Genomic DNA, 20,514 nt, shown 5'->3' on the forward strand with positions numbered 1-20,514 from the left:
CCTTTGGCAGCCCCCCCCGCTCGGCGCGATTTGAAGCTATTTCCGACGCGTGCTAGGGGCGCTCGCGGCCATCCGGCCTCATAGGCAATCCATGGGAGTAGCGCGGCTTTGAGCGCGTCATCTGAACCGGCCACCGGGTCGAACATCGTCACGCGCTTCGCCCCGTCGCCCACGGGGTTCCTGCACATCGGCGGCGCGCGAACCGCGCTGTTCAACTGGCTGTTCGCGCGCGCGTCCGGCGGCAAGTTCCTGTTGCGGATCGAGGATACCGACCGCGCCCGCTCGACCGAGCCGGCGATCGCTGCGATCCTCGACGGCATGCGCTGGCTGGGCCTGGATTGGGACGGCGAGGAAGTCTATCAATTCGCGCGGGCCGAGCGGCATGCTGCGGTCGCCCATGCCATGCTCAAAAGCGGGCGCGCCTATCGCTGCTGGATGACCCAGGACGAGATCGCGGCACAGCGCGAGGCGGCACAAGCCGCCAAGCAGCCCTATCGCATCCGAAGCCCCTGGCGAGACCGCACGGACGGCCCGCTCGACCAGCCGCACGTGGTCCGCATCCGCGCCGAGCGCGAGGGCTCGACGACAATCCGCGACCTGGTCCAGGGCGAGGTGACCGTTCAGAATGCCGAGCTCGACGACATGGTCCTGCTCCGCTCCGACGGCACGCCGACCTATATGCTCGCGGTGGTGGTGGACGATCACGACATGGGCGTGACGCATGTGATCCGCGGCGACGACCATCTCAATAACGCTTTCCGCCAGCTGACCATCATTCGCGCCATGGACTGGCCGGAGCCGACCTATGCGCACATCCCGCTGATCCATGGCGCGGACGGCGCGAAGCTGTCCAAGCGTCATGGCGCGCTGGGCGTCGATGCCTATCGCGACGAGCTCGGCGTGCTGCCAGAGGCGCTGTTCAACCATCTGTTGCGCCTTGGCTGGGGCCATGGCGATGCCGAGATCATCGATCGTGCGCAGGCAGTCGAATGGTTCACGCTGGAAGGGGTCGGCAAGTCACCCTCGCGCTTCGACCTCAAGAAGCTCGACAGCCTGAACGGCCATTACATCCGCGCCGCGGACGACGAACGACTCGCGCAGCTTGCGGCGAAGTTCCTGCCGTTCGAAGCGACGCCGCAGCAGCTGGATCTTCTGCAACGCAGCATGCCCGCGCTGAAGCTGCGCGCGGCGAATCTGCGGGAGATTGCCGATGGTGCGGCCTTCCTGTTTCGCACGCGCCCGCTGGAAATGGACGCAGATGCACAAGCTCTGCTAGAGGGCGACGCCAAGGCGAGACTGCATTCGCTGCACGCCGCGCTTGACGCGGTCGATGAGTGGAATACGGAAGCGCTCGAAACGGCGGTTCGCCAGGTGGCGGAGACCGCGGGGGTCAAACTCGGCGCGGCCGCTCAGCCGCTCCGCGCAGCGCTGACCGGGCGCCGCACGTCCCCGGGGATCTTCGACGTCCTCGTCCTTCTGGGGCGCGAGGAAAGCCTGGGTCGCATCGCCGATCAAATCACGGCCTCCCCAGGCAACTGAACGGACGGACCGAACGAAAGGACGAAGATATGACCGACTCGACCCTCAACATCGCCGGCAAAGATTACCCGGTTCGAGCGGGCAGCGTCGGTCCCGAAGTCGTCGATATCCGCAAATTCTATGCCCAGACCGGCCAGTTCACCTATGACCCCGGCTTCACCTCGACTGCATCGTGCGAGAGCGGCCTTACCTATATCGATGGCGATCAGGGCGTGCTGCTTCATCGCGGCTACCCGATCGACCAGCTCGCCGAAAAGTCGAGCTTCATGGAAGTCTCGTACCTGCTGCTGAACGGCGAACTGCCCAGCCAGAGCGAGCTCGACACCTTCACCAACACCATCACGCGCCATACGATGGTGCACGAGCAGCTGGCGACGTTCTACCGCGGGTTTCGTCGCGACGCGCATCCGATGGCGATCATGTGCGGCGTGGTCGGCGCGCTGTCGGCCTTCTATCACGACTCGACCGACATCTCGGACCCCGAGCAGCGCAAGATCGCGAGCCATCGCCTGATCGCCAAGATGCCGACGATCGCGGCCATGGCGTACAAGTACAGCGTGGGTCAGCCGTTCCTCTATCCGGACAACAAGCTGTCCTACACCGGCAACTTCCTGCGCATGACGTTCGGCGTGCCGGCCGAGGAATTTGAAGTCGATCCGATCATCGAATCGGCGATGGACAAGATCTTCATCCTTCACGCGGACCACGAGCAGAACGCTTCGACCTCGACCGTGCGCCTCGCCGGCTCGTCGGGCGCCAATCCCTTCGCATGCATCGCGGCCGGCATTGCCTGCCTGTGGGGTCCCGCGCATGGCGGCGCGAACGAAGCCGCGCTCAACATGCTGCGCGAGATCGGTACGCCCGACCGCATTCCGGAATATATCGCCCGCGCCAAGAACAAGGACGATCCGTTCCGCCTGATGGGCTTTGGCCACCGCGTGTACAAGAATTTCGACCCGCGCGCGAAGGTGCTGAGCAAGGCCGCAGCCGAAGTGCTCGACAGCCTGGGCATCAGCGATCCGGTGCTGGATACCGCGCGCGAGCTTGAGCAGATCGCGCTCAAGGATCAGTATTTCATCGACAAGAAGCTGTATCCCAACGTCGATTTCTATTCCGGCGTCATCCTCTCGGCGATCGGCTTCCCGACCACGATGTTCACCGTGCTGTTTGCGCTTGCCCGCACGGTTGGCTGGGTCGCGCAGTGGAATGAGATGATCAGCGATCCGGACCAGAAGATCGGCCGTCCGCGCCAGCTCTACACGGGTCCGACGCAGCGCGACTACGTGCCGGTCGACAGGCGCTAAGCGGGATCCAACCCTGTTCATGAGCCCGCTGGTGAATTCCGGCGGGCTTTTTGTTGATGCGAAGCTCGTTTCGCAGCCGCAGCGACTTGACCCAGATGCACCGTTTTGAGACGAGTCGGCCATGCCCGTTCTTCTCTCCGGTACCATCGCGGTGGCCCTGTCGTCGGCGGCGGCGGGCCAGAGCCCGGAAGTTCCGGCGCTGGCGACGGCCGCCCCTGCCGCCGAGCCTGAGCCCGCACCGGAACTCGCGCCGTCCGCCGGAGGCTATGTCATCGTCGATATTCCGGCGTTCAACCGCGGTGCCGCGCCCTTGCCGCCAACCGAGGGCGCCGAGGAAGTGGGCGCTGCGGATCACGAGACTGCGGCCCTGGCACCAGTGGACCAGGCGTTCGACGCAGCGGTCGTCGCGGCCCATGACGAGCGGATCCAGTTGATCCGGCAGCGTATCGAACTGGTCGAAGCCGATGCGGGCAGCGAAACCATGCTGAGCGATCTGGAACGCCGTCTTGCCAAGGCGCAGGCCGCGCGCGACAAGGCGGCAGCGCGCATGGAGACGCTTGCCGTCGCGACGATCCCATCGGAGCCGCAACTTGCCGCCACCGAAGCGCCGTCGCCGCTGCCGCCGCCCCCACGCATTGCTGCACATGTCGCTACCAGGAAGGCGACCCGCGTTGCGGTGGCCGCACCAACGGCGATGGAACCCGCCAAGCCGGTCCCGGAGGCCCAGCCAACCGCCGATCCGCTGCATCGCTCGCGCATCCACCTTGCCGCGGCCCGTGAGGCATTGGACGTCGAGCGCGCCGTCGCCGGCCCGCTCCGCCCGTCTTTAGCGACCGCAAGCGAAAGGCCGGATGCCGATCCGCTCGGCTGGCTTTCGCCCGAGCCGGCAGACCGCATTGCCGTTGCGCTGGCGGCATTGCTCGCCGCTGTCGCGCTGGCTGGCGCGACGCGACCGCGCCTACCCGACCTGGACGACTTTAATCGCGCGCCGGCAATGTCAGGATGAAGCGCGCACCCTGGCCGGGCGCACTATCGACCATGATGTCCCCGCCCATCGCGCCCGCCAAACGCCGCGCGATATAGAGGCCGAGGCCGCTCCCGCCCGGCTCGCTGGGATCGACCCGGCCGAACTTCTCGAAGATGCGGGCATGGTCCTCGACGGCGATGCCCTTGCCCTGATCCGCAACGATCACGCAGCCCATGCCTTCCTCGCGCTCAAGCCGGATCCAGACCTTGCCGCCCGGCGGCGAATAGCGCACCGCATTGGCGATCAGATTGACCAGGATTTGCAGCACGCGGCGGAACTCGCCGGTGGCCGGCAACGTCTCGTCGAACTGCGGCCGATCGATCTCCACTTCCGCGGCGGACGCACGCACCGCCAGCAATCCGGCGGCGCGGCGGGCGAGATCGGCCAGATCGAGTGGCTCGCTGTCGACGTGAAAATCCTCGCGCTCGACCGCGCTCAGGTCCGCCAGATCATCGACCAGCGAGAGCAGGTGCCGCCCCGCGCTGGCAATGTCGCTGGCATATTCGGCATAGTTTTCGCGCAGCGGCCCGTCGAGTTGCGCGCTGATGCTGTCGGCATTGGCGATGATGCGGCTGAGTGGCGTACGCAATGCGCGATCGACCCGCTCCCCCAGGATGCTGTCGATATCGGCAGGCGGTGCCGGTCCGATCGTCTCGGCCGGATCGATCATCGATGCCGCGCCGGTAAAGCCCGCAAAGCGACCCTGCGCATCGATCCGCGGAGCGGCGGACAGCCGAACCCGCTTGCTGGTACCGCGCAACTCAGCGACCTGTCCTTCGAACGCCGTCTGCGTCGCCGCCGCGCTCAAGATGGGGAATCCGCCCTGCTCATCTGCTTCGAGCGCGAACAGCAAGGTAATCGGGCGCCCCAGCAACGCGCCGGCGTCGAAGCCATGCCGCGCAGCAGCATCGAGCGATAGATGCGTGATCCGCATGGCGGCGTCGGATTCCCAGACCCAATCGGCCTCGGCGCGCAGGAAGTCGCTTTCCCGAACGGGATCCTCGATCGGCGCATACCAGGGGGTGCGCGGACGCCAGCCGCTGACTTCGAGCAATACGCCGTCCGCATCGGGCTCTGCCCGAACCCAGAGGTCAAGATCGTCCTCGCCATCGGCTGCAACGACATTGCGCGACACGGCGATGCCAAGCCGCAGCGCAAGCCGAGCAATTGCGGCGATCTGCGGCACTGCCAGCGGCTCGCCAACCTTGCCACCAGCACGCGCGTTCAGGTCGGCCAGGCGCGACTCGGCGTCGAGCAGCCGCCCGTCCCGCCCGAGGCGACCCATCGCGAGATGACGGCGAAGGTCGATCGCGTTCATCGCGCCCGTCTTTCCACATCCATGATCGCCGCGCGGAAATCCACCGGCAGCCGCAGCAGCGACAGCGACTCGCGCGCCGCATCCGTGTCGACCGCCATAATCGTGTCGAGCAGATCGGCAAAGCGTTCGACATCGCGGCGCGGATCCGCCTCGATCAGCGCGACGCCGATCCGGGCGATCGCCTCGCGGCCAAACGCCAGCGCACGCAGCGCGATCCACAGCCGGCTGCCATCGGCGTCCAGCACGATGTCGCGCGCGAGCGGATATTCGATGCCGAGCGCATGAGCGAGCAGCCCGGCGAACAACGTAACCCGCCGGCCCCCCAGTGATTCGGTCATGAGGTCGACCAGTTCGTCGGCCCGCGCATCGACCGCGGCAGCCAGCCGCATCACCGCCGCTTCCAGCCGATCGCCTTCGTCATGCGCAGCCAGGCTGCGCTGCGCGGATTCGGCAAGCGCGCGGTCGAGCGCGGCTTGTGATCCTGCCACCTCCAGGCATTCTTCACGCAGCGCGGCCGCGATCAGCCACACCAGCCGATGATGCAGTTCGGCCGGCAGATCGGATCGGCTGAGCGGCCCTGCCTCACGCACTGCGCGGCGGCGGCTCTCCGCCGTCAGAACGGCCAGCGCCGCTTGCGCCAGCACGCGGTCCGGATGCTGGACCATACGGTTGATTAGGCTCGGCCGGTCGGGTTCCTCCGGCGCCTGCGCGGGCATGAAGCCGGCCATCAGTTCCTGCCGCACTCGTCCGATCAGTTCGGCCATCAGCGCGCGGTCGCACAATACGCCCGGTCCGCGCAGCCGATCGAGCAGGTCGACGCGGCCGAGCGCGTTAGCCTTGGCTTCCTCACCCTGAGCGCGAAGCAGCCGCACGGCATGGCCAACCACTTCACCGCCGACGGTATCGATCAGCGCCTGCAACAGCCGTCCCAGCGCCAGCCGGGTCCGCTCACCCAGACGGCCTTCGTCAGGCACAAAGAAATCGTCGATCGAGACGTCGAGGCTGTGGCGTGCAGCATGATCCACCGCCGCAGCATGCGCGATCAGCGTGGGGGCACCTTCGAGGGCACCGTCATCCATGTCGCCAGTCAGGTCGGACATGCGCATGCGGTAGCGCAAAGCAGGTTACGGTGTGATTAAGGCTTTTCCCGCTGGCTCTCGACCGCCGCCGCCAGCGTGACGAAGGCATAGATCGCAACCGCCGCCAGCCCCCAGCTGACGCGCCCTGTCACGGCAAAGGGCGTGACGAGCAACAGATAGCCGGCCGGGCTGCCCCACCAGCGCCGTACACGCGCCTGGGTGCGTTCGCCGATGGCAGTGGCGGCAACCGTGACCAGCGCCAGGATCAGTCCATCCCAGCTGAGCTCAAGCAGCGATTCGCCCGCGCCGAGCGTGAGGATCACCAGTGCCGCGCTGACGGCGATCAGCCGCTCCTGCACCTGCGCGCGCCGCTCTTCACCACGCAGCGCCGACAGCGCCGCTCCAGTCGCGAACGCGGCGACGCCGGGCAGCGCGATCAGCGCACCCCACGGCCAGCCGGCAAGGATCAGTACTGCCGCCATGCCGGCCAGCGCCACCCCGCTGGCGGTCAACAGCCAGCCAGGCAGCGCTCGTTCGACGACCTTTGGCAGCAGCAGCCGCGCGGTCCGGGTAAAGACATGCCGGTCGGCCCAGCTCGTCCGCCGTTCGGTCAGCGCGGCGAGCACGGCATTGCTGCGACTGGCCAGCGCCGCGCCGTCTCGCTCGACGCCATGGCCGGCACGGATCGCGCTGGCGGGCAGCGCAATCTGCTCGGCCCCTGCCTGAACGATCGCGCGAAGCAGCGTCGACTGGAAATCATAATCGGCGGGAAACGCGGCGATATCGGACAGACGCTGGGCCGGCGTGCGCGCGATGCCCGCCCAGCAATGGCGCGCATCGAGCCGTTCGAGCGAGACCGACGCGTCCTGTGTCACCACTACGGCGTCCTTGCCCTCGCCCGCGATACGCTCGACGACGTCGTCGGTCGTAACCAGGCCGTCGGCGATAACCACGATACTGGCCAGCGGATGCGCCTTGGCCGCCGCCTCCTGCGCCGAGCGCACGACATCGATCGGCACGCCACGCTTGGCCGCGCGGCTGACCGCGCCGAGCAGCGCGGGCGTCATGCGCGTCACCGCCACCAGGATCTGCGCCACCCCAGCTCCGACAAGCAGCCGCGCCTGATATTCCAGCAGCGTCATGCCCCCGAACGGCAGCGTCGCGGCCAGCGTGCCCGGCCGGTCGCCCGCATCCTCCGTCGCAAAAATGAGCCCCGCCAGCATGATCTTCAGCGGTTAGGCTAAAGTCAGTAGCGAAGGAAGGGGCGCGTTGCCGCGATCCACGCCGCCTCGTCGGCACCGGCCGCCGCGTCGAGATCGCCAGGACATGTCCCGGCGTCGTCCACCCAGAGGCGCAGGCCCGGCCCGCCGTTGATCACGTCGATCGCAAGCTTGTCGAACTCATATTCGTAGGGGAAGTCGCGCCACAGGTCATAGTCGGGATAAAGCGTGCGGATCGCCTTGAACCCCAGCGCCTGCAAGCGCCAAGGGCGGAATGTAGCATGGTCGTAGCCTGGGCCCTCGGCATGGATGAACACGCCGCTGCACAATTGCGCGACATGTTTGTGGAAGGTCGGCTGGAACCAGAAATCGCGCAGGGTGCAGCCGACGATCCAGTCGGGCGCGATGCGGCGCATTTGCGCGATCACCGCCCGCGCATCGATATCCGGCGCGCCGAACAGTTCGAGCGCGCGCGTCGTGCCGCGACCTTCGGACAGGGTCGTCCCTTCAAGCATCACCGTACCGGCATAGGCGCGCGCCATGTTGACGTTCGCGGCGTTGGGGCTGGGATTGATCCACACCCGGCTGTCCGGCCACCCGACGCCCGGCGCCGCGCCGGGCACCCAGCCGCGCATCTCGATCACGCGATAGTCGACGTCCAGCTTGAAATGGTCGATGAACCACGCGCCCATTTCGCCCAGCGTCAGGCCGTGGCGCATCGGCATCGGCGCGGCGCCGACAAAGCTTTCCCAGCTGGGCAGCAGCGTCAGCCCCTCGACCGGGCGGCCCGCCGGATTGGGTCGATCGAGCACCCATACCGTCTTGCCATGCGCCGCCGCCGCTTCCAGCATGTAGAGCAGCGTCGTGACATAGGTGTAGATGCGGCAGCCAAGGTCCTGCAGGTCGATCAGGATCACGTCGAACGTCTGCATCGACTGGCCGGTCGGCCGCCGCACTTCGCCATACAGGCTGAACACCGGCATCCCGTAGATGGGATCGGTATAGTCCGGCGATTCCATCATATTGTCCTGCAGGTCGCCACGCACGCCATGCTGGGGGCCGAATACCGCCGACACGTTCACGCCGGCGGCGATCAGTGCATCCAGGCTGTGCGTCAGGTCCGCCGTGACCGACGCCGGGTGCGCGAGCAGCGCCACGCGCTTGTCCTTGAGTGCGTCGAGAAGCGTAGGGTCGGCGAGCAGCCGGTCGATACCGAAGTCCATGCGCCCTGCTGCCGCGACTTACGTCGCAAAGCAATCGACTTGCACGTCGACCCGGACCGAAAGCCGCGCTCGCCGGTTGAACGGGGTGAACCGCCAAGGAAAACCGGATGCTCCCTTCCCTGCTTCTCGGTATCGTCGCCGGCGCGCGATCGATGACCCCGCTGGCCGCGGTCGCGAATGCCGCGCGCACCGGCAAGCTGCCGCGAGACAACAATGCGCCGGACTGGCTGGCGCATCCGCTCGCTTCCGCGGCGACGACGGCGCTTGCCGCTTACGAACTCGCCGGCGACAAGCAGCACAGCGCGCCCGATCGCATCATCCCGCCAGCCGTCGTGATCCGTAGCCTCAATGCCGCCTTTGCCGGCGCGGTGGTCGCGCCGCGCGAGGATCGCTGGAAAGCCGCCGTGCTCACCGGCGCGGTCGCGGTCGTCGCGTCGTATCTGACCTGGCATGCGCGAATGAAGGCGATGGAAACGCACAGCCAGGAAATAACCGGGCTGATCGAGGATGCCATCGTGCTGCCGACCGCCATTGCCGCCGCGACAGCCCGTCAGGACAGTTGAAGCGCGAATCCGTCGGGATGGTGGAAGTCGGGCCGTTCGGACGGATGGCGCAGTGCCCAATAAGATTTGGTGCCGTCGATTTCCTCGATCACGGCGCAGAGCGCAATCGCGCCGGGTCCCTGCACGCCCGTCAGAACAGCCGAAGCGACGAGCGCATTCTCGGCCCCTTCCAGCGCAATGCCCGGATCCCGCGCAGCAAGATCGCGCATGTCCGCGCGATAGCCTGAAAACGCATAAGCCGCCCATTGGCCGGACGGCGCGAAATTATACTCCCGATATGCCGGGCCCGCTGCGGGCCGGAAAAACAGCTCGAAGCACGTTGTCTGCCACAAACCGTCGGTGCGCGCTGGCGTGCGTGGCGGCGGCAAGCATAGTTCGGTGCGTGGACTCACTCGATAGTTGACGGTCAGGTGCCCATCCGTCGTGAAGTGCAGCCCTACCTCGACGCACGATACGGCGCGGGGCGGCGTGGCGGGATGGGGATGTAGACGGTGCAACATCGCTGCGTTCTAACACGGCGCGGCCGACCTGCCAGGCTTGGTAGCGCTCACATTCCTGCTTCCAAACGCGCGCCGCGTCTGCTCCAATACTGGAACGACGCGAGCAGCGCAGAGGGATGAGGATGACGCAGTTTTCACGGCGCGGTGCCATGACGGCGGCATTGGGTGCCTCAGTCGCGGCAACGGCACAGGCACAGCCGGTCAACGGGCGCGATCGCGCTGCCGACAAGCAGGCGCTGCTCGGCTACTTCCGGGCGAACGGACCCAAGCTGCTGAGCAAGCCGCAAGCGTTGTTCAAACATCCTTCGATCGCCCCCACCCTGCCCGGCACCGAATATTCGACCTCGCTGTGGGATTGGGACACGCTGTGGACGGTACGCGGCCTGTTCGGATTGGCGCAGGCGACCAACGATGCGCGGTTTCGCGCCGCTGTTGCCGAGCATGCCAGGGGCAGCCTGTTCATCTTCTTCGACAATCAGGCCGCCAGCGGCCGGTTGCCGATCATCATGGCCTCGACCGACAAGGACGCGAACCGGTTTCCCTTCGATGCGCGCGATCGCAACCAGGCCAAGCCGGTGATGGGCCAGCTTGCCCTGTTGATCGCCGATCAGGTCGGCGACGCCCGCTGGTTCGCGCCGCTGTTCGACAAGCTGGTCCGCTTCCACGAAAGCTGGCTGCTGCATAACGAGAGCAAGAGCGGCCTGATCGTGTGGAGCAGCGACGTCGCGATCGGCAACGATAACGATCCGACCACCTTCGGTCGTCCGCCCTTCTCCTCAGCGAACCTGCTGCTCAACTGCCTGTTCTATCAGGATCTGCAGGCCGCTGCCGAACTTGCCAGGCGACTGGGCCGCCCGCGTGCCGAACGTGACCGGCTGGTTGCGCGCAGCGACAAGCTTGCCCGCGCAATCCGTCGCGAATGCTGGGACCCGCGAGATGCCTTCTTCTACACCGCCGATGTGCAGGTAACTGACCGCCGCGCCGAGCTGATCCCCAATGTCCCGCGCGGCATGGACACGTCGTGGCAGACGCTGCCGTTGCGGATCCAGACCTTTACCGGCTTCCTGCCACTATGGTGCGGCATCGCCACCAAGGAGCAGGCGGCGGCGCTGGTGCAGCGTAATTGGCTGAGCGACGATCGCCTGCGCGCGGCGCATGGCGTGCGCACGCTGTCCAGGCACGAGGCAATGTACACGCTCGCCTTTTCCAGCAACCCCAGCAACTGGCTGGGGCCCGTGTGGATCATCTGCAACTATTTCGTGTGGCAGGCACTGGCCAATTATGGCTATCGCGCGCTGGCGGACGAGATGGCGAGCAAGACCATCGCCCTGCTCGCCGCCTCGCTGCGAAGCGACGGCAGCCTCAACGAATATTATCATCCCGACACCGGCAAGCCGCTGAGCCATAAGGGGTTCATGGACTGGAACTTGCTGGTGACGGAGATGATCTGAATCCGCCTCAGAACGCCGCGGACACCTGGACATACCAGCTGCGTGGCCGCGCGTAGATGCGCTCGGCATAGCCCAAGGTGGCGAGACTGGCGTTACCCTGGATCAGGTAACGCTCGTCGAACAGGTTGTTGACGCCGCCGCCGATCTCGATGCCGTTGTCGAGCTTCAGCGTGAGCGAGGCATTGCCGACGAAATAGCCATTTTCCTCGATCGACGGGATGCTGCCGGTGATGAAGGTGATCTTCGACTGATAGCTGCCATCGACACGGGGCGTCAGCGTCGCATTGCCGCCAAGCGGGATTGCATAGCTGATACCGAAATTGGCCTGCAATTCCGGCGTGAACGGCAGGTCGTCGGCGGGGGTCACCGTGGCGGTCGCGCCGGGGATCGGCGTCACGCTCTTGATCTTGTCATCCAGCATGCTGATGCCCCCGTCGAACACCAGGCCGAAGGTCGAGCGGTAGCTCGCTTCGAGCTCGAGCCCGCGGATCCGCGCCTCCCCGGCGTTGAACAGCAGCGGAACGACACCCTGGCGGAAGATCAGCTGAATGTCCTGATACTCGGCCTGGAACGCGGCAAGGTTCAGGCGCAGGCGACCGATATTCGTCTTTGCGCCCACTTCGTAGCTGGTGACGCTTTCATCGGCGAACGGCACCGGCAGGTTCCCGGCGGGCGCGGCGTTGTAACGCGTGTTGAATCCGCCTGACTTGAAGCTCTTGGCATAGGAGGCATAGGTGCTGATTGCCGGGCTCCAGCGATACTGGACACTGGCCGATCCGGTCAGTGCCGCGAAATCGCGCTGGAACGGTCGTGGGAAGATGAACAGCGAGCCGCCCTGGCCGGTGGCAAGCGTGGGCAGCGGGTTGGGATCGGGCTGGGTCGACGGGAACAGGTTGAGCACCGTTCCCTGATAATATTTGCGGTCGCTGGTATAGCGCAGACCGCCGCTCAACTCGAGCCGGTCGGTCGGCTTCCAGGTCAGCTGGCCGAAGCCCGCCACCGAGTCGGTCTTGAGCCGCGAGACCTGCAAGTCGCGCGACCCTGGCCCACCAGCGAGCAACGACCCGATGACCGGCGGCGATGGCGGGAAGGCAAGCGGCACCGTGGCGCGCTCGTTCGTCGTTTCATCGAAATAATAACCGCCGACAATCGCGCTCACCGACCCGAAATCGAGCTGAAGCTGAACTTCCTGGCTGAACTGCTGCGATTCGGCGGCGACGTCGGTGGTGATCAGCAACAGCGGCGTGTTGTCACCATCGCGCACGCCGCGCGATTGCGTTTCGCGATACGAAGTGATCAGCTTTACCGCCAGTTGATCGTTCAGCCGGATATTGGCGGTGGCGCCGACGCCCCACACCTCCGAATTGCTCTGCACCGGCGCATTGCCGCCATTCACGAACGGCCCGCGATCCTGGAAGTCGTTGGCGCATCGGACATCGTTGATCTGCGGCACGTTCGGTGCACCGAAACGCGGGTCGCCGGGCGTCAGCGGCGCGAAGGGAATGGTTGCGCCGGGGCAGCCCGCCGCCACGCTGGCGATCGCGGCGACCGGGGCCTGTTCGTTGATGCCGGCAAAGGTGAACGGCGCGCCGTTCTCATCCTGCTTGCTGTAATCGGCGCGGATGAACAGGTCGAAGTCGCTCGACGGCTCCCATTTGACCGAACCCGCGAGCGACCAGCGGTTTTCGTTGCCGAGATCAAGGCCGTCAAAGGCGCGGATGACATAGCCGTCGCGCTTGCGGAAGCCGCCTGACACGCGCGCCGCGACCGTCTCTCCCAGCGGCACGTTCAGCGCGGCAAAGCCTTCGTACCAATTGTCCTGTCCAGCGCGAGCGCGAACCCGGCCGCTGAACTCACCCAGCACGGGCTGCTTGGTGCGCACCAGGATGGCGCCGCCGATCGTGTTGCGGCCGAACAGCGTGCCCTGCGGTCCGCGCAGCACTTCCACGCCGGCGATGTCGCCAAAATCGATCGCGCCACCAACAGCGCGGCCCAGATAGACCTCGTCGAGATAGACGCCGACGCCCGGATCGACTGCTGCAGTCGGATCGACCTGGCCCACGCCACGGATGAACACCACCGCCGAGGCACTGTTGCCCGACAGCTGCCCGGCCGGCTTGAACTGAAGGCTCGGCGTGATGCGTTCCAGGTCTGCCGTCGCCTGGATCTGTCGCTCCTCCAGCATTTCGGCGCTGAAGGCCGAAATCGCGACCGGCGTGTCCTGCAGGCTTTCCTCGCGGCGGCGCGCTGTCACCAGGATCTCGCCGGTGTCTGCTTCGGCCGCGCGTGGTGTGGCCTCCTGGCCGAGAGCGGGCGTGGCAACCAGACTGGTCGCAAGTGCCAGCGCACTCGCCAACGACACGGTCCGCAGATGATCGAACGCCATGGCTTCCTCCCTGTTCGTACCGCACCTGCATGGGCGCGGCTAATGTAAGTCAGACATACAGTATCCGATCATGACGTCAATATTGTTATGCTATGTAACATTTACTTGGCGAAATAGATCGTTGAAGATCTCAACGGCTTACTTGACCGGTCGGGCGGCTCGACCGGCCCAGCTTCGCGGCGCATCAGGTCGCAGCGCGGACCCTGCTTAGAGCCGGGTAGCGTGCAGCGTGCAGCGCCGCATGTGCGCCCTGCAGTCACGTCCGTTGGAGCTCGTTCGGTGATCGACGAACCGAAAACGCCATCCTTCAGGCGTTGGAACGCAGGCCGGCCAGCGACATCAAGCCAGCTGGCAAATGTCCAGCACGTTCATGTCGGTATAGTCCTGGTTCTCGCCAGCCATCGCCCAGATGAACGCATAGGCCTTGGTCCCCGCGCCCATATGGATCGACCAGGGCGGGCTGATCACTGCTTCCTCGTTCGCCATGACGATGTGGCGGGTCGCCTCGCCCTCACCCATGAAGTGCATCACGCGATCGGTATCGAGATTGTCGAGTTCGAAATAGAAATAGATCTCGCTCCGCCGCTCATGGATATGCGGCGGCATGGTGTTCCAGACGCTGCCGGGCTTCAGCACGGTCAGCCCCATCACCAACTGCGCGCTGTCGCAAACGCCGGGGATGACCAGCTGATAGATCGTCCGTTCGTTCGATTCGGCCAGGCTGCCGCGCTCCAGTGCATTGGCGTCGGCGATGCCGAGCTTGCGGGTCGTGAACCGCTGATGCGCTGGGCAGGACGCGAGATAGAAGCGCGCTCCCGCGCCCGCGAACTCGACCTCGCGCGCGCCCATCGTGATGTAGAGGGAATCCTTGTTGCCGAGCGTGAACGGCTCGCCATCGACGGTGACCGTGCCTTCGCACCCGCCGACATTGACGACGGCCATCTCGCGGCGCTCCAGAAATGGATGTCCCTTTGCCGACGCCGGTTCGGCCTGGACGAGTAGCTTGACCGGCGCAGCCGCGATCGCCACGCCGCCAATCACAAAGCGATCGGCGTGCGTGTAATTCAGCACCACCTCACCCTCGCGAAACAGGCCCTGGATCAGGTAACGGTCGCGCAACTCGTCGTTCGAGGCGCAGGCCATCATGTCAGGATGAGTAGCGTAATAAGTGCGCTCGAACATCGCTGGCTCCTTGGTAATCTTCACGCCGGACCGTGTGCGTTTTTAGCGAGGAAGCCCCCGATCGTCACGGGCGCATCAGAACGTCGTCCGCCCGCCAGAGGTATCGAAGGTGGATGCGGTGGTGAAGGAGCATTCTTCGGATGCCATGAAGCAGACCATGGCGGCGCTTTCGTGCACTTCGCCTAGCCGGCCCATCGGGATCTTCGAGCGCATGTAATCGACCTGGCTCTGGGGCATCTGCGCCAGGATCGGGCTGACGAAGGTTGCCGGCGTAATGCTGTTGGCGATGACGCCCTTGCCCGCCAGTTCCTTGCCCAGCGACTTGGTGAAGCCGATCACCGCCGCCTTCGATGCCGAATAAGCCGAGGCGTTGGGGTTGCCTTCTTTGCCAGCAACGGAAGCCACGTTGACGATGCGGCCATAGCCAGCTTCCAGCATCAGCGGCACGATCGCGCGGTTGCAATAGAACAGACCGTTCACATTGATGTCGAACACGCGCAGCCAGCTGTCGACCGGGAACTCATGCACCGGCACGGTCGCGCCAGTGATTCCGGCCGAGCAGACGAGGATATCGACCTTGCCCAGCGCCTGTACGCTGGCGGCAGCGGCGGCCTCGACCGCCGCCTGATCCGATACGTCGAGCGCCTGAACCTCGCTTGCGCCGACCTCGGCCTTTGCCACTTCGAGCGCCTCGGCGTTGAGGTCCCACAGCGCGACCTTACCACCTTCGGCGATGATGCGCGTGGCGACTGCCTTGCCCAGCCCCGATGCGCCGCCGGTGACGATCGCGGTGCGTCCAGCGAACCGGCCTGCGTAGGTCATTGCGCCGCGTCCCACGCGACGAAGTCCTGGCGCTGCTCGCCCAGCTTCTCGATGCCCAGTTCGACCACGTCGCCGGCCTTCAGATACCAAGGCTCCGGCTTCTGCCCTAGGCCGACGCCCGGCGGGGTACCGGTGGTGATGACGTCGCCCGGCAGCAGCGTCATGATCTGCGACAGGTAAGCGACGATCTGCTTCACATCGAAGATCATCGTCCTGGTGTTGCCGTCCTGCACGCGCTTGCCGTTGACCGACAGCCACATGGCGAGGTTCTGGACGTCGCCGACTTCGTCCTTGGTCACCAGCCACGGGCCGATCGGGCCGAAGGTCGGAAAGCCCTTGCCCTTGTCCCAGGTCATGCCACGCTCGGCCTGCCAGTGGCGTTCCGACACGTCGTTCACGACGCAATAGCCCGCGACATGGTCGAGCGCCTGATCCTCGCTGATGTTGTGCGCCTGGCTACCGATGACGATGCCGAGTTCGACTTCCCAGTCGGTCTTCTTGCTGTCCTTGGGAATCGTGACCGGATCGTTCGGCCCCTGGATGCAGCTCACCCATTTGTTGAACACCACCGGCTCTTCCGGGATCGGCAGGTTCGATTCATGCGCGTGATCGACATAGTTGAGCCCGATCGCCACGAACTGCCGCGTGCCGGCGACGCAAGGGCCATAGCGCACCTCGCCCCCGACCAGCGTCAACGTCGTCGGATCGACACCGGCCAGGTTCGCCAGCGTTTCGGGCGACAGCGTCTGCGCGTCGATGTCGGCAACATAGTTGGACAGGTCGCGGATGTTCCCGTCGGCATCGATCAGGCCGGGCTTTTCAGCCCCGGGGGCGCCATAGCGGCAGAGCTTCATGTCAGTGTCCTTCGTTCGGATAGGGGCGATGGAGCGGAATGTCGCGGTTGAGCTCGACGCCAAAGCCCGGCTTGTCGAGCTCGGACGCGCGGATGCGGCCGTTTACCGGCACCGGTTCGCCCAGAAGCTGCGGCGCGAACATCGGCACCACCTCGGTCGGCCCGGGATGCATCATCAGGAACTCGGCGAAGGGCGAGTTGTGGCGAGTGATGACGAAGTGATAGCTGTAGACGCTGCTGCCATGCGGCACCATCATCACGCCGCGGCTGTCGGCATAATTGGCGATCTTGATAAGTTCGGTGACGCCGCCGCACCAGCCGACATCGGGCTGGATGATGTCGCAGCAGTCCATGTCCATCAGCATGCGAAAGCCCCAGCGCGTCGCCTCATGCTCGCCGGTGGTGACGAGCAGCCCCCTGGGCGCATTCTGCTTCAGCGCGGCATAGCCCCAATAGTCATCGGGGCTCAGCGCTTCCTCGATCCATTTGAGGCCACATTCGTTCCAGGCTCGGTGCGCCAGCCGCGTCGCGTAATCGAGGTCGAGGCTCATCCAGCAATCGAGCATCAGCCAGAAATCGTCGCCGCATTTCGCGCGCATGTCGGCGAGCTGCTCGATATTCTTCTGCAAGCCCTCCAGCCCCTCGGCCGGACCATGGTGCAGCGGCAGCTTGCCGCCGATGAAACCCAGCTCCTTCGCCACGTCGGGCCGAGCGCCAGTGGCGTAGAATTGCAGCTCGTCGCGCACCGCGCCGCCCAGCATGTGATAGACCGGCTCGCCACGCAGCTTGCCGAGCAGGTCCCAGATGGCAAGGTCGACGCCCGAGATGGCGTTCACCACCAGACCCTTGCGGCCATAATATTGCGACGAGAAGTACATCTGGTCCCAGATCTTCTCATATTCCGCAGGGCTGCGGCCGATGAGGAAGCGCGAGAGATGCTTCTCGACGATATAGCAGGCCGGCTCGCCGCCCGTCGTCACCGCAAAGCCGATCGTGCCGTCCTCGGCCTCAAGCTCCACCACCAGCGTGCCGAGCACGTTGATGCCAAAGCTCTGCCGGCTCTGACGATATTCGGGATAACGCGACATCGGCGTCGCAATGTGATCGTCGATCCAGTGCCCCGCGCCCTGATCATGATAATCCGCGCCACCACCCTTCGCCGTATAGGCACGCACATATTTGATCTTGGGCAGCATCGGTCCTCCCAACTCCCATCATCTGGGAGCACGGCATCAGCTGATGGGACGCTTATAGTTGTATGACGAATCCGTCAATCGCGATCAGTCTGGTTCCCGTGCTTGCCGCGCGATTGTCAGCCTGCGTCTTCACATCATAGACCGGCGGCGCAATAGGCCACAAAATACCCAGCAAATTCATTGGCGCGCCCGGCAGAAATCTAACGCTCTGTTCGCTGAGGCCCGCTTGCGGCCGCTTTTCCCAGCATTTCCGCCATTTTCGGGTGACCTTATGTCCGCCGTGATCCGTTGCAATCCGCCTTGTATCGCGACATAGTGTGGGAACAGATGAGGGAACCAGAGTGGCAAGACTGACCGCCTTGAAAGTCCGCATTGCAGCGCCTGGCCGCCACGGCGATGGCGACGGTCTGTATCTGCTGGTCAAGCCAAGCGGCGCGCGGTCATGGGTTCTCCGTGTGCAGCAGGAGGGCAAGCGTAGAGACATCGGATTAGGTGCCGTCGAACTTGATGGTACCGCCGCAGTGTCGGCAAGGCCCTCTGCTGACATACCCCTTTTGCTGAAGCGCAGCCTGACCTTAGCGGAAGCGAGGGCTAAAGCTCGCGAGCTGCGCCAATTCTCGAGGGCCGGAAAGGACCCGATTGTTGAGCGCGATCGTGAACGTGTATCTATCCCGAACTTCAAATCCGCTGCTGTCTCGACTCATGCGGCGCTCAAAGCCGGATGGTCTGAGAAGAACGCTGACGCTTTTCTAACTTCCCTCGCGACGTACGCGTATCCGACGCTGGGGCACATGAGGGTCGATGAGGTCGAGGCGGCGCACGTGTTGGCCGTGCTGACGCCCATATGGACGAGCAAGCCGGGGCTGGCCAGCAAGGTTCGAATACGCGTCGGGCAAGTGCTGAACTTCAGTCACTCGAAAGGCTGGCGCCCTACAGAAGCACCAAGCAGGACGGTATCGCTCGGCCTCCCAAAACAACCGAAGGGCGGGAACTTCAAGTCGATGCCCTACGCCGACGTCCCAGCTATCGTTCGAGAATTCTCCAGCAAGTCGCCTACCGCCGGTCGTCGAGCGATGCTTTTCCAAATTCTGACGGCGGCTCGTCCGGGCGAGGTGCGCGCTGCTAGATGGCGCGACATCGAATTTGCTTCTGCGGAATGGCGCCGACCGGCAGAGCTTATGAAACAGCGAGAGCCACATGTGGTGACGTTAAATAAGCAAGCGGTTGAGCTGCTCGAGACGATTAAACGCGATAGCGTTTGCGTGCCGGACGACCTTATCTTTAGCCGCGGCGGCAAGCCGCTGTCCGATATGGCTCTGACTAAGCTCCTTCGCGACGCCGGCCTTCCATTCGATGCGCACGGGTTCCGGAGCAGCTTTCGCGATTGGGCGGCTGAGACGATGCCTCACATTCCCGATCCGGTAGCAGAGGCCGCGCTGGCGCACGCAGTCTCTGACAAAGTAGTGAGGGCGTATAAGCGGACCACCTTTCTCGCTATGCGCCGTAATCTCCTCGCAGCATGGGGAAGATTCGTCGCAGGCTCAAGCGATGACACTACAACTAGTCCATAAGTTTGCGCTAACTGCTCTACGGCCTGAGAGAGTTGACGCTTCGCGCTTTCCCCCTGCATTGATGGCGATAGCGGGGCATGTTCTCATTCGGCCCCTCCTTGCTCGCCCTCTTCCGCTGAATTGCCATGCGGTGCGACGCTCGCTTCTGGGCCGAGACGGGGCCGGCAGCTTACAGGACTCGGATCAGGCGTTTAAATCTTTGGCGTTGAAGCCAAATGAAATATCAGACACATCATCATTCCCCCGATACGCCCCCTTGTGAAGCAATAGACTCCATAGTCTTCACATGAAAAGGCAAATCCCGGCGACCAACCGGGACTGCATCGACGCATGCCTTGCTTCAAAACGTGTCGACTGCGCAGGAAGGCGCCTACCTTCATTGCAATGCCTTTGGCTCCTTACAGCGAGCGCATCTCTAGTCGGCATTCGCGCAACCGCACCCTGAACCGCGCCGGGTTTGAGGCTCCAACTGCAAAGAAGGTGGAGCCTGTATGAGCAAGACGACCAACAAGTATGCGCCGTAAGCCCGCGAGCGCGCGTACGTATGGCGTTGGATCAGGAGCGACCATCCGTCGCCCCGCGCGGAGGTGGTGTCGACCGCGGAGAAGATTGGCTGCGTTCCGCAGACGCAGCAGCGGCAGGCGAACGAGATCCTGCGCAAGACCTCTGCGTATTTGGCTCAGGCGGAGCTAGAAGCCTTGGCAGGCTCCGCCAGTTCAAGCGACGATCGCATGCACCGACCAGCGTGCCATCCATCGGGTTGAGCGGATCTGCAAGGTGCTTCCGAGCGCCCCTTCGACCTACCATGCACATGTCGCGAAGCGGCATGATCCATTGCGCCTGTCGGCGCGGGCGCGGCGATGCCGCGCTCAGGATCGGGGTGCGCCGCGTGTTCGATGCCAACTTTTGCGTCTACTGTGTGCGCAAGGTCTGGCAACTGCGCCGCGAGGGGTTTGTCATGGCCCGCTGCACCGTCGCCCGGTTGCTGCGGGCGCTGGGCCCGACGGGTGTGATTGGCGGCAAGCCAGTGCGTACGATGATCGGGAATCGGGCGGGGTCATGCCGCTCGATTGGGTTAACCGGCAGTTCCGCGCGCCAGCTTCCAACATCCTGTGAGTGCTCAGAGCGCAATGACGACGAACGCCATGACGCTTGACGTGACCCCCGTTTCTTCATCCAGTTGGAACTAGAGACCGGCCCCTACAAGGGACGGACAGATGAAGCGGAAGCAGTTTTCGGAAGAGCAGATTATTGGCATCCTGAAGGAGGCTGAGGCGGGT

The 20,514-nt window shown here is 64.7% G+C and carries 16 protein-coding genes, 1 pseudogene and 1 other annotated feature; of the genes and pseudogenes, 7 read left to right on the forward strand and 10 right to left on the reverse strand.

Annotation, left to right across the window (positions count from 1 at the left end):
* Positions 1–108: 108 nt before the first annotated feature.
* From gltX to BFL28_RS11535, 3 genes are all read left to right on the forward strand, one after another.
* Complete coding sequence (gene gltX, locus BFL28_RS11525; RefSeq protein WP_069320721.1) at positions 109–1,539, forward strand: glutamate--tRNA ligase; 1,431 nt, start codon at positions 109–111, stop codon at positions 1,537–1,539.
* Between the two features lie 29 nt (positions 1,540–1,568).
* Positions 1,569–2,843 (forward strand): citrate synthase, encoded by a 1,275-nt coding sequence (gene gltA, locus BFL28_RS11530; RefSeq protein WP_069320722.1) that lies wholly within the window; start codon positions 1,569–1,571, stop codon positions 2,841–2,843.
* 121 nt (positions 2,844–2,964) lie between these two features.
* The gene (locus BFL28_RS11535) at positions 2,965–3,849 is read left to right on the forward strand and encodes a hypothetical protein (protein ID WP_069320723.1); all 885 of its coding nucleotides are present in this window, start codon (positions 2,965–2,967) and stop codon (positions 3,847–3,849) included.
* Here the strand turns inward: BFL28_RS11535 and BFL28_RS11540 are convergent.
* The 4 genes from BFL28_RS11540 to BFL28_RS11555 are packed head-to-tail and all read right to left on the reverse strand — an operon-like array spanning position 3,821 to position 8,710.
* Complete coding sequence (locus BFL28_RS11540; protein ID WP_069320724.1) at positions 3,821–5,188, reverse strand: PAS domain-containing sensor histidine kinase; 1,368 nt, start codon at positions 5,186–5,188, stop codon at positions 3,821–3,823. The two genes, BFL28_RS11535 and BFL28_RS11540, sit on opposite strands and share 29 nt — an antisense overlap.
* On the reverse strand, positions 5,185–6,288 hold the full coding sequence (locus BFL28_RS11545; protein ID WP_079247093.1) for a DUF2336 domain-containing protein: 1,104 nt from the start codon (positions 6,286–6,288) through the stop codon (positions 5,185–5,187). Before BFL28_RS11545 ends, BFL28_RS11540 begins: the two co-directional genes overlap by 4 nt.
* Positions 6,289–6,323: 35 nt before the next feature.
* Positions 6,324–7,490: a hypothetical protein gene (locus tag BFL28_RS11550; protein ID WP_069320726.1), complete on the reverse strand. Its 1,167-nt coding sequence runs from the start codon at positions 7,488–7,490 to the stop codon at positions 6,324–6,326.
* A gap of 23 nt (positions 7,491–7,513) precedes the next feature.
* Entirely contained in the window at positions 7,514–8,710 is a 1,197-nt protein-coding gene (locus tag BFL28_RS11555; RefSeq protein ID WP_069320727.1) for an exo-beta-N-acetylmuramidase NamZ family protein, read from the reverse strand.
* A gap of 107 nt (positions 8,711–8,817) precedes the next feature.
* Here BFL28_RS11555 and BFL28_RS11560 point away from each other — a divergent pair, with 107 nt between their 5' ends.
* A complete protein-coding gene (locus BFL28_RS11560) occupies positions 8,818–9,273 on the forward strand; it encodes a DUF4126 family protein (protein WP_069320728.1) in 456 nt (151 codons plus the stop codon).
* Here the strand turns inward: BFL28_RS11560 and BFL28_RS11565 are convergent.
* Positions 9,261–9,773, reverse strand: a complete 513-nt coding sequence (locus BFL28_RS11565) for a DOMON-like domain-containing protein (protein WP_069320729.1) — start codon at positions 9,771–9,773, stop codon at positions 9,261–9,263. The two genes, BFL28_RS11560 and BFL28_RS11565, sit on opposite strands and share 13 nt — an antisense overlap.
* 122 nt (positions 9,774–9,895) lie before the next feature.
* Here BFL28_RS11565 and BFL28_RS11570 point away from each other — a divergent pair, with 122 nt between their 5' ends.
* Positions 9,896–11,224: an MGH1-like glycoside hydrolase domain-containing protein gene (locus BFL28_RS11570; protein WP_158011648.1), complete on the forward strand. Its 1,329-nt coding sequence runs from the start codon at positions 9,896–9,898 to the stop codon at positions 11,222–11,224.
* A gap of 7 nt (positions 11,225–11,231) precedes the next feature.
* Here the strand turns inward: BFL28_RS11570 and BFL28_RS11575 are convergent, their stop codons facing one another.
* From BFL28_RS11575 to rhmD, 5 genes are all read right to left on the reverse strand, one after another.
* Complete coding sequence (locus BFL28_RS11575; protein ID WP_069320731.1) at positions 11,232–13,610, reverse strand: TonB-dependent receptor; 2,379 nt, start codon at positions 13,608–13,610, stop codon at positions 11,232–11,234.
* 339 nt (positions 13,611–13,949) lie between these two features.
* Positions 13,950–14,792 (reverse strand): 5-dehydro-4-deoxy-D-glucuronate isomerase, encoded by an 843-nt coding sequence (gene kduI / locus BFL28_RS11580; protein WP_069320732.1) that lies wholly within the window; start codon positions 14,790–14,792, stop codon positions 13,950–13,952.
* Between the two features lie 75 nt (positions 14,793–14,867).
* Positions 14,868–15,614, reverse strand: a complete 747-nt coding sequence (locus BFL28_RS11585; RefSeq protein WP_069320739.1) for an SDR family NAD(P)-dependent oxidoreductase — start codon at positions 15,612–15,614, stop codon at positions 14,868–14,870.
* Entirely contained in the window at positions 15,611–16,468 is an 858-nt protein-coding gene (locus BFL28_RS11590) for a fumarylacetoacetate hydrolase family protein (RefSeq protein ID WP_069320733.1), read from the reverse strand. Before BFL28_RS11590 ends, BFL28_RS11585 begins: the two co-directional genes overlap by 4 nt.
* Position 16,469: 1 nt before the next feature.
* The gene (rhmD, locus tag BFL28_RS11595) at positions 16,470–17,663 is read right to left on the reverse strand and encodes an L-rhamnonate dehydratase (protein WP_069320734.1); all 1,194 of its coding nucleotides are present in this window, start codon (positions 17,661–17,663) and stop codon (positions 16,470–16,472) included.
* Between the two features lie 341 nt (positions 17,664–18,004).
* Here rhmD and BFL28_RS11600 point away from each other — a divergent pair, with 341 nt between their 5' ends.
* Positions 18,005–19,234, forward strand: coding sequence for a tyrosine-type recombinase/integrase (locus tag BFL28_RS11600; RefSeq protein ID WP_069320735.1), 1,230 nt, complete (start codon positions 18,005–18,007; stop codon positions 19,232–19,234).
* A gap of 491 nt (positions 19,235–19,725) precedes the next feature.
* Positions 19,726–20,347, forward strand: a pseudogene (locus BFL28_RS21860) (IS3 family transposase); the annotation flags it as partial.
* Positions 19,902–20,029: a sequence feature (AL1L pseudoknot), on the forward strand. (Overlaps the previous pseudogene by 128 nt.)
* Positions 20,348–20,514 lie beyond the last annotated feature (167 nt).

The sequence above is a fragment of the Sphingomonas turrisvirgatae genome, from assembly GCF_001721295.1.
Lineage (GTDB): Bacteria > Pseudomonadota > Alphaproteobacteria > Sphingomonadales > Sphingomonadaceae > Sphingomonas > Sphingomonas turrisvirgatae.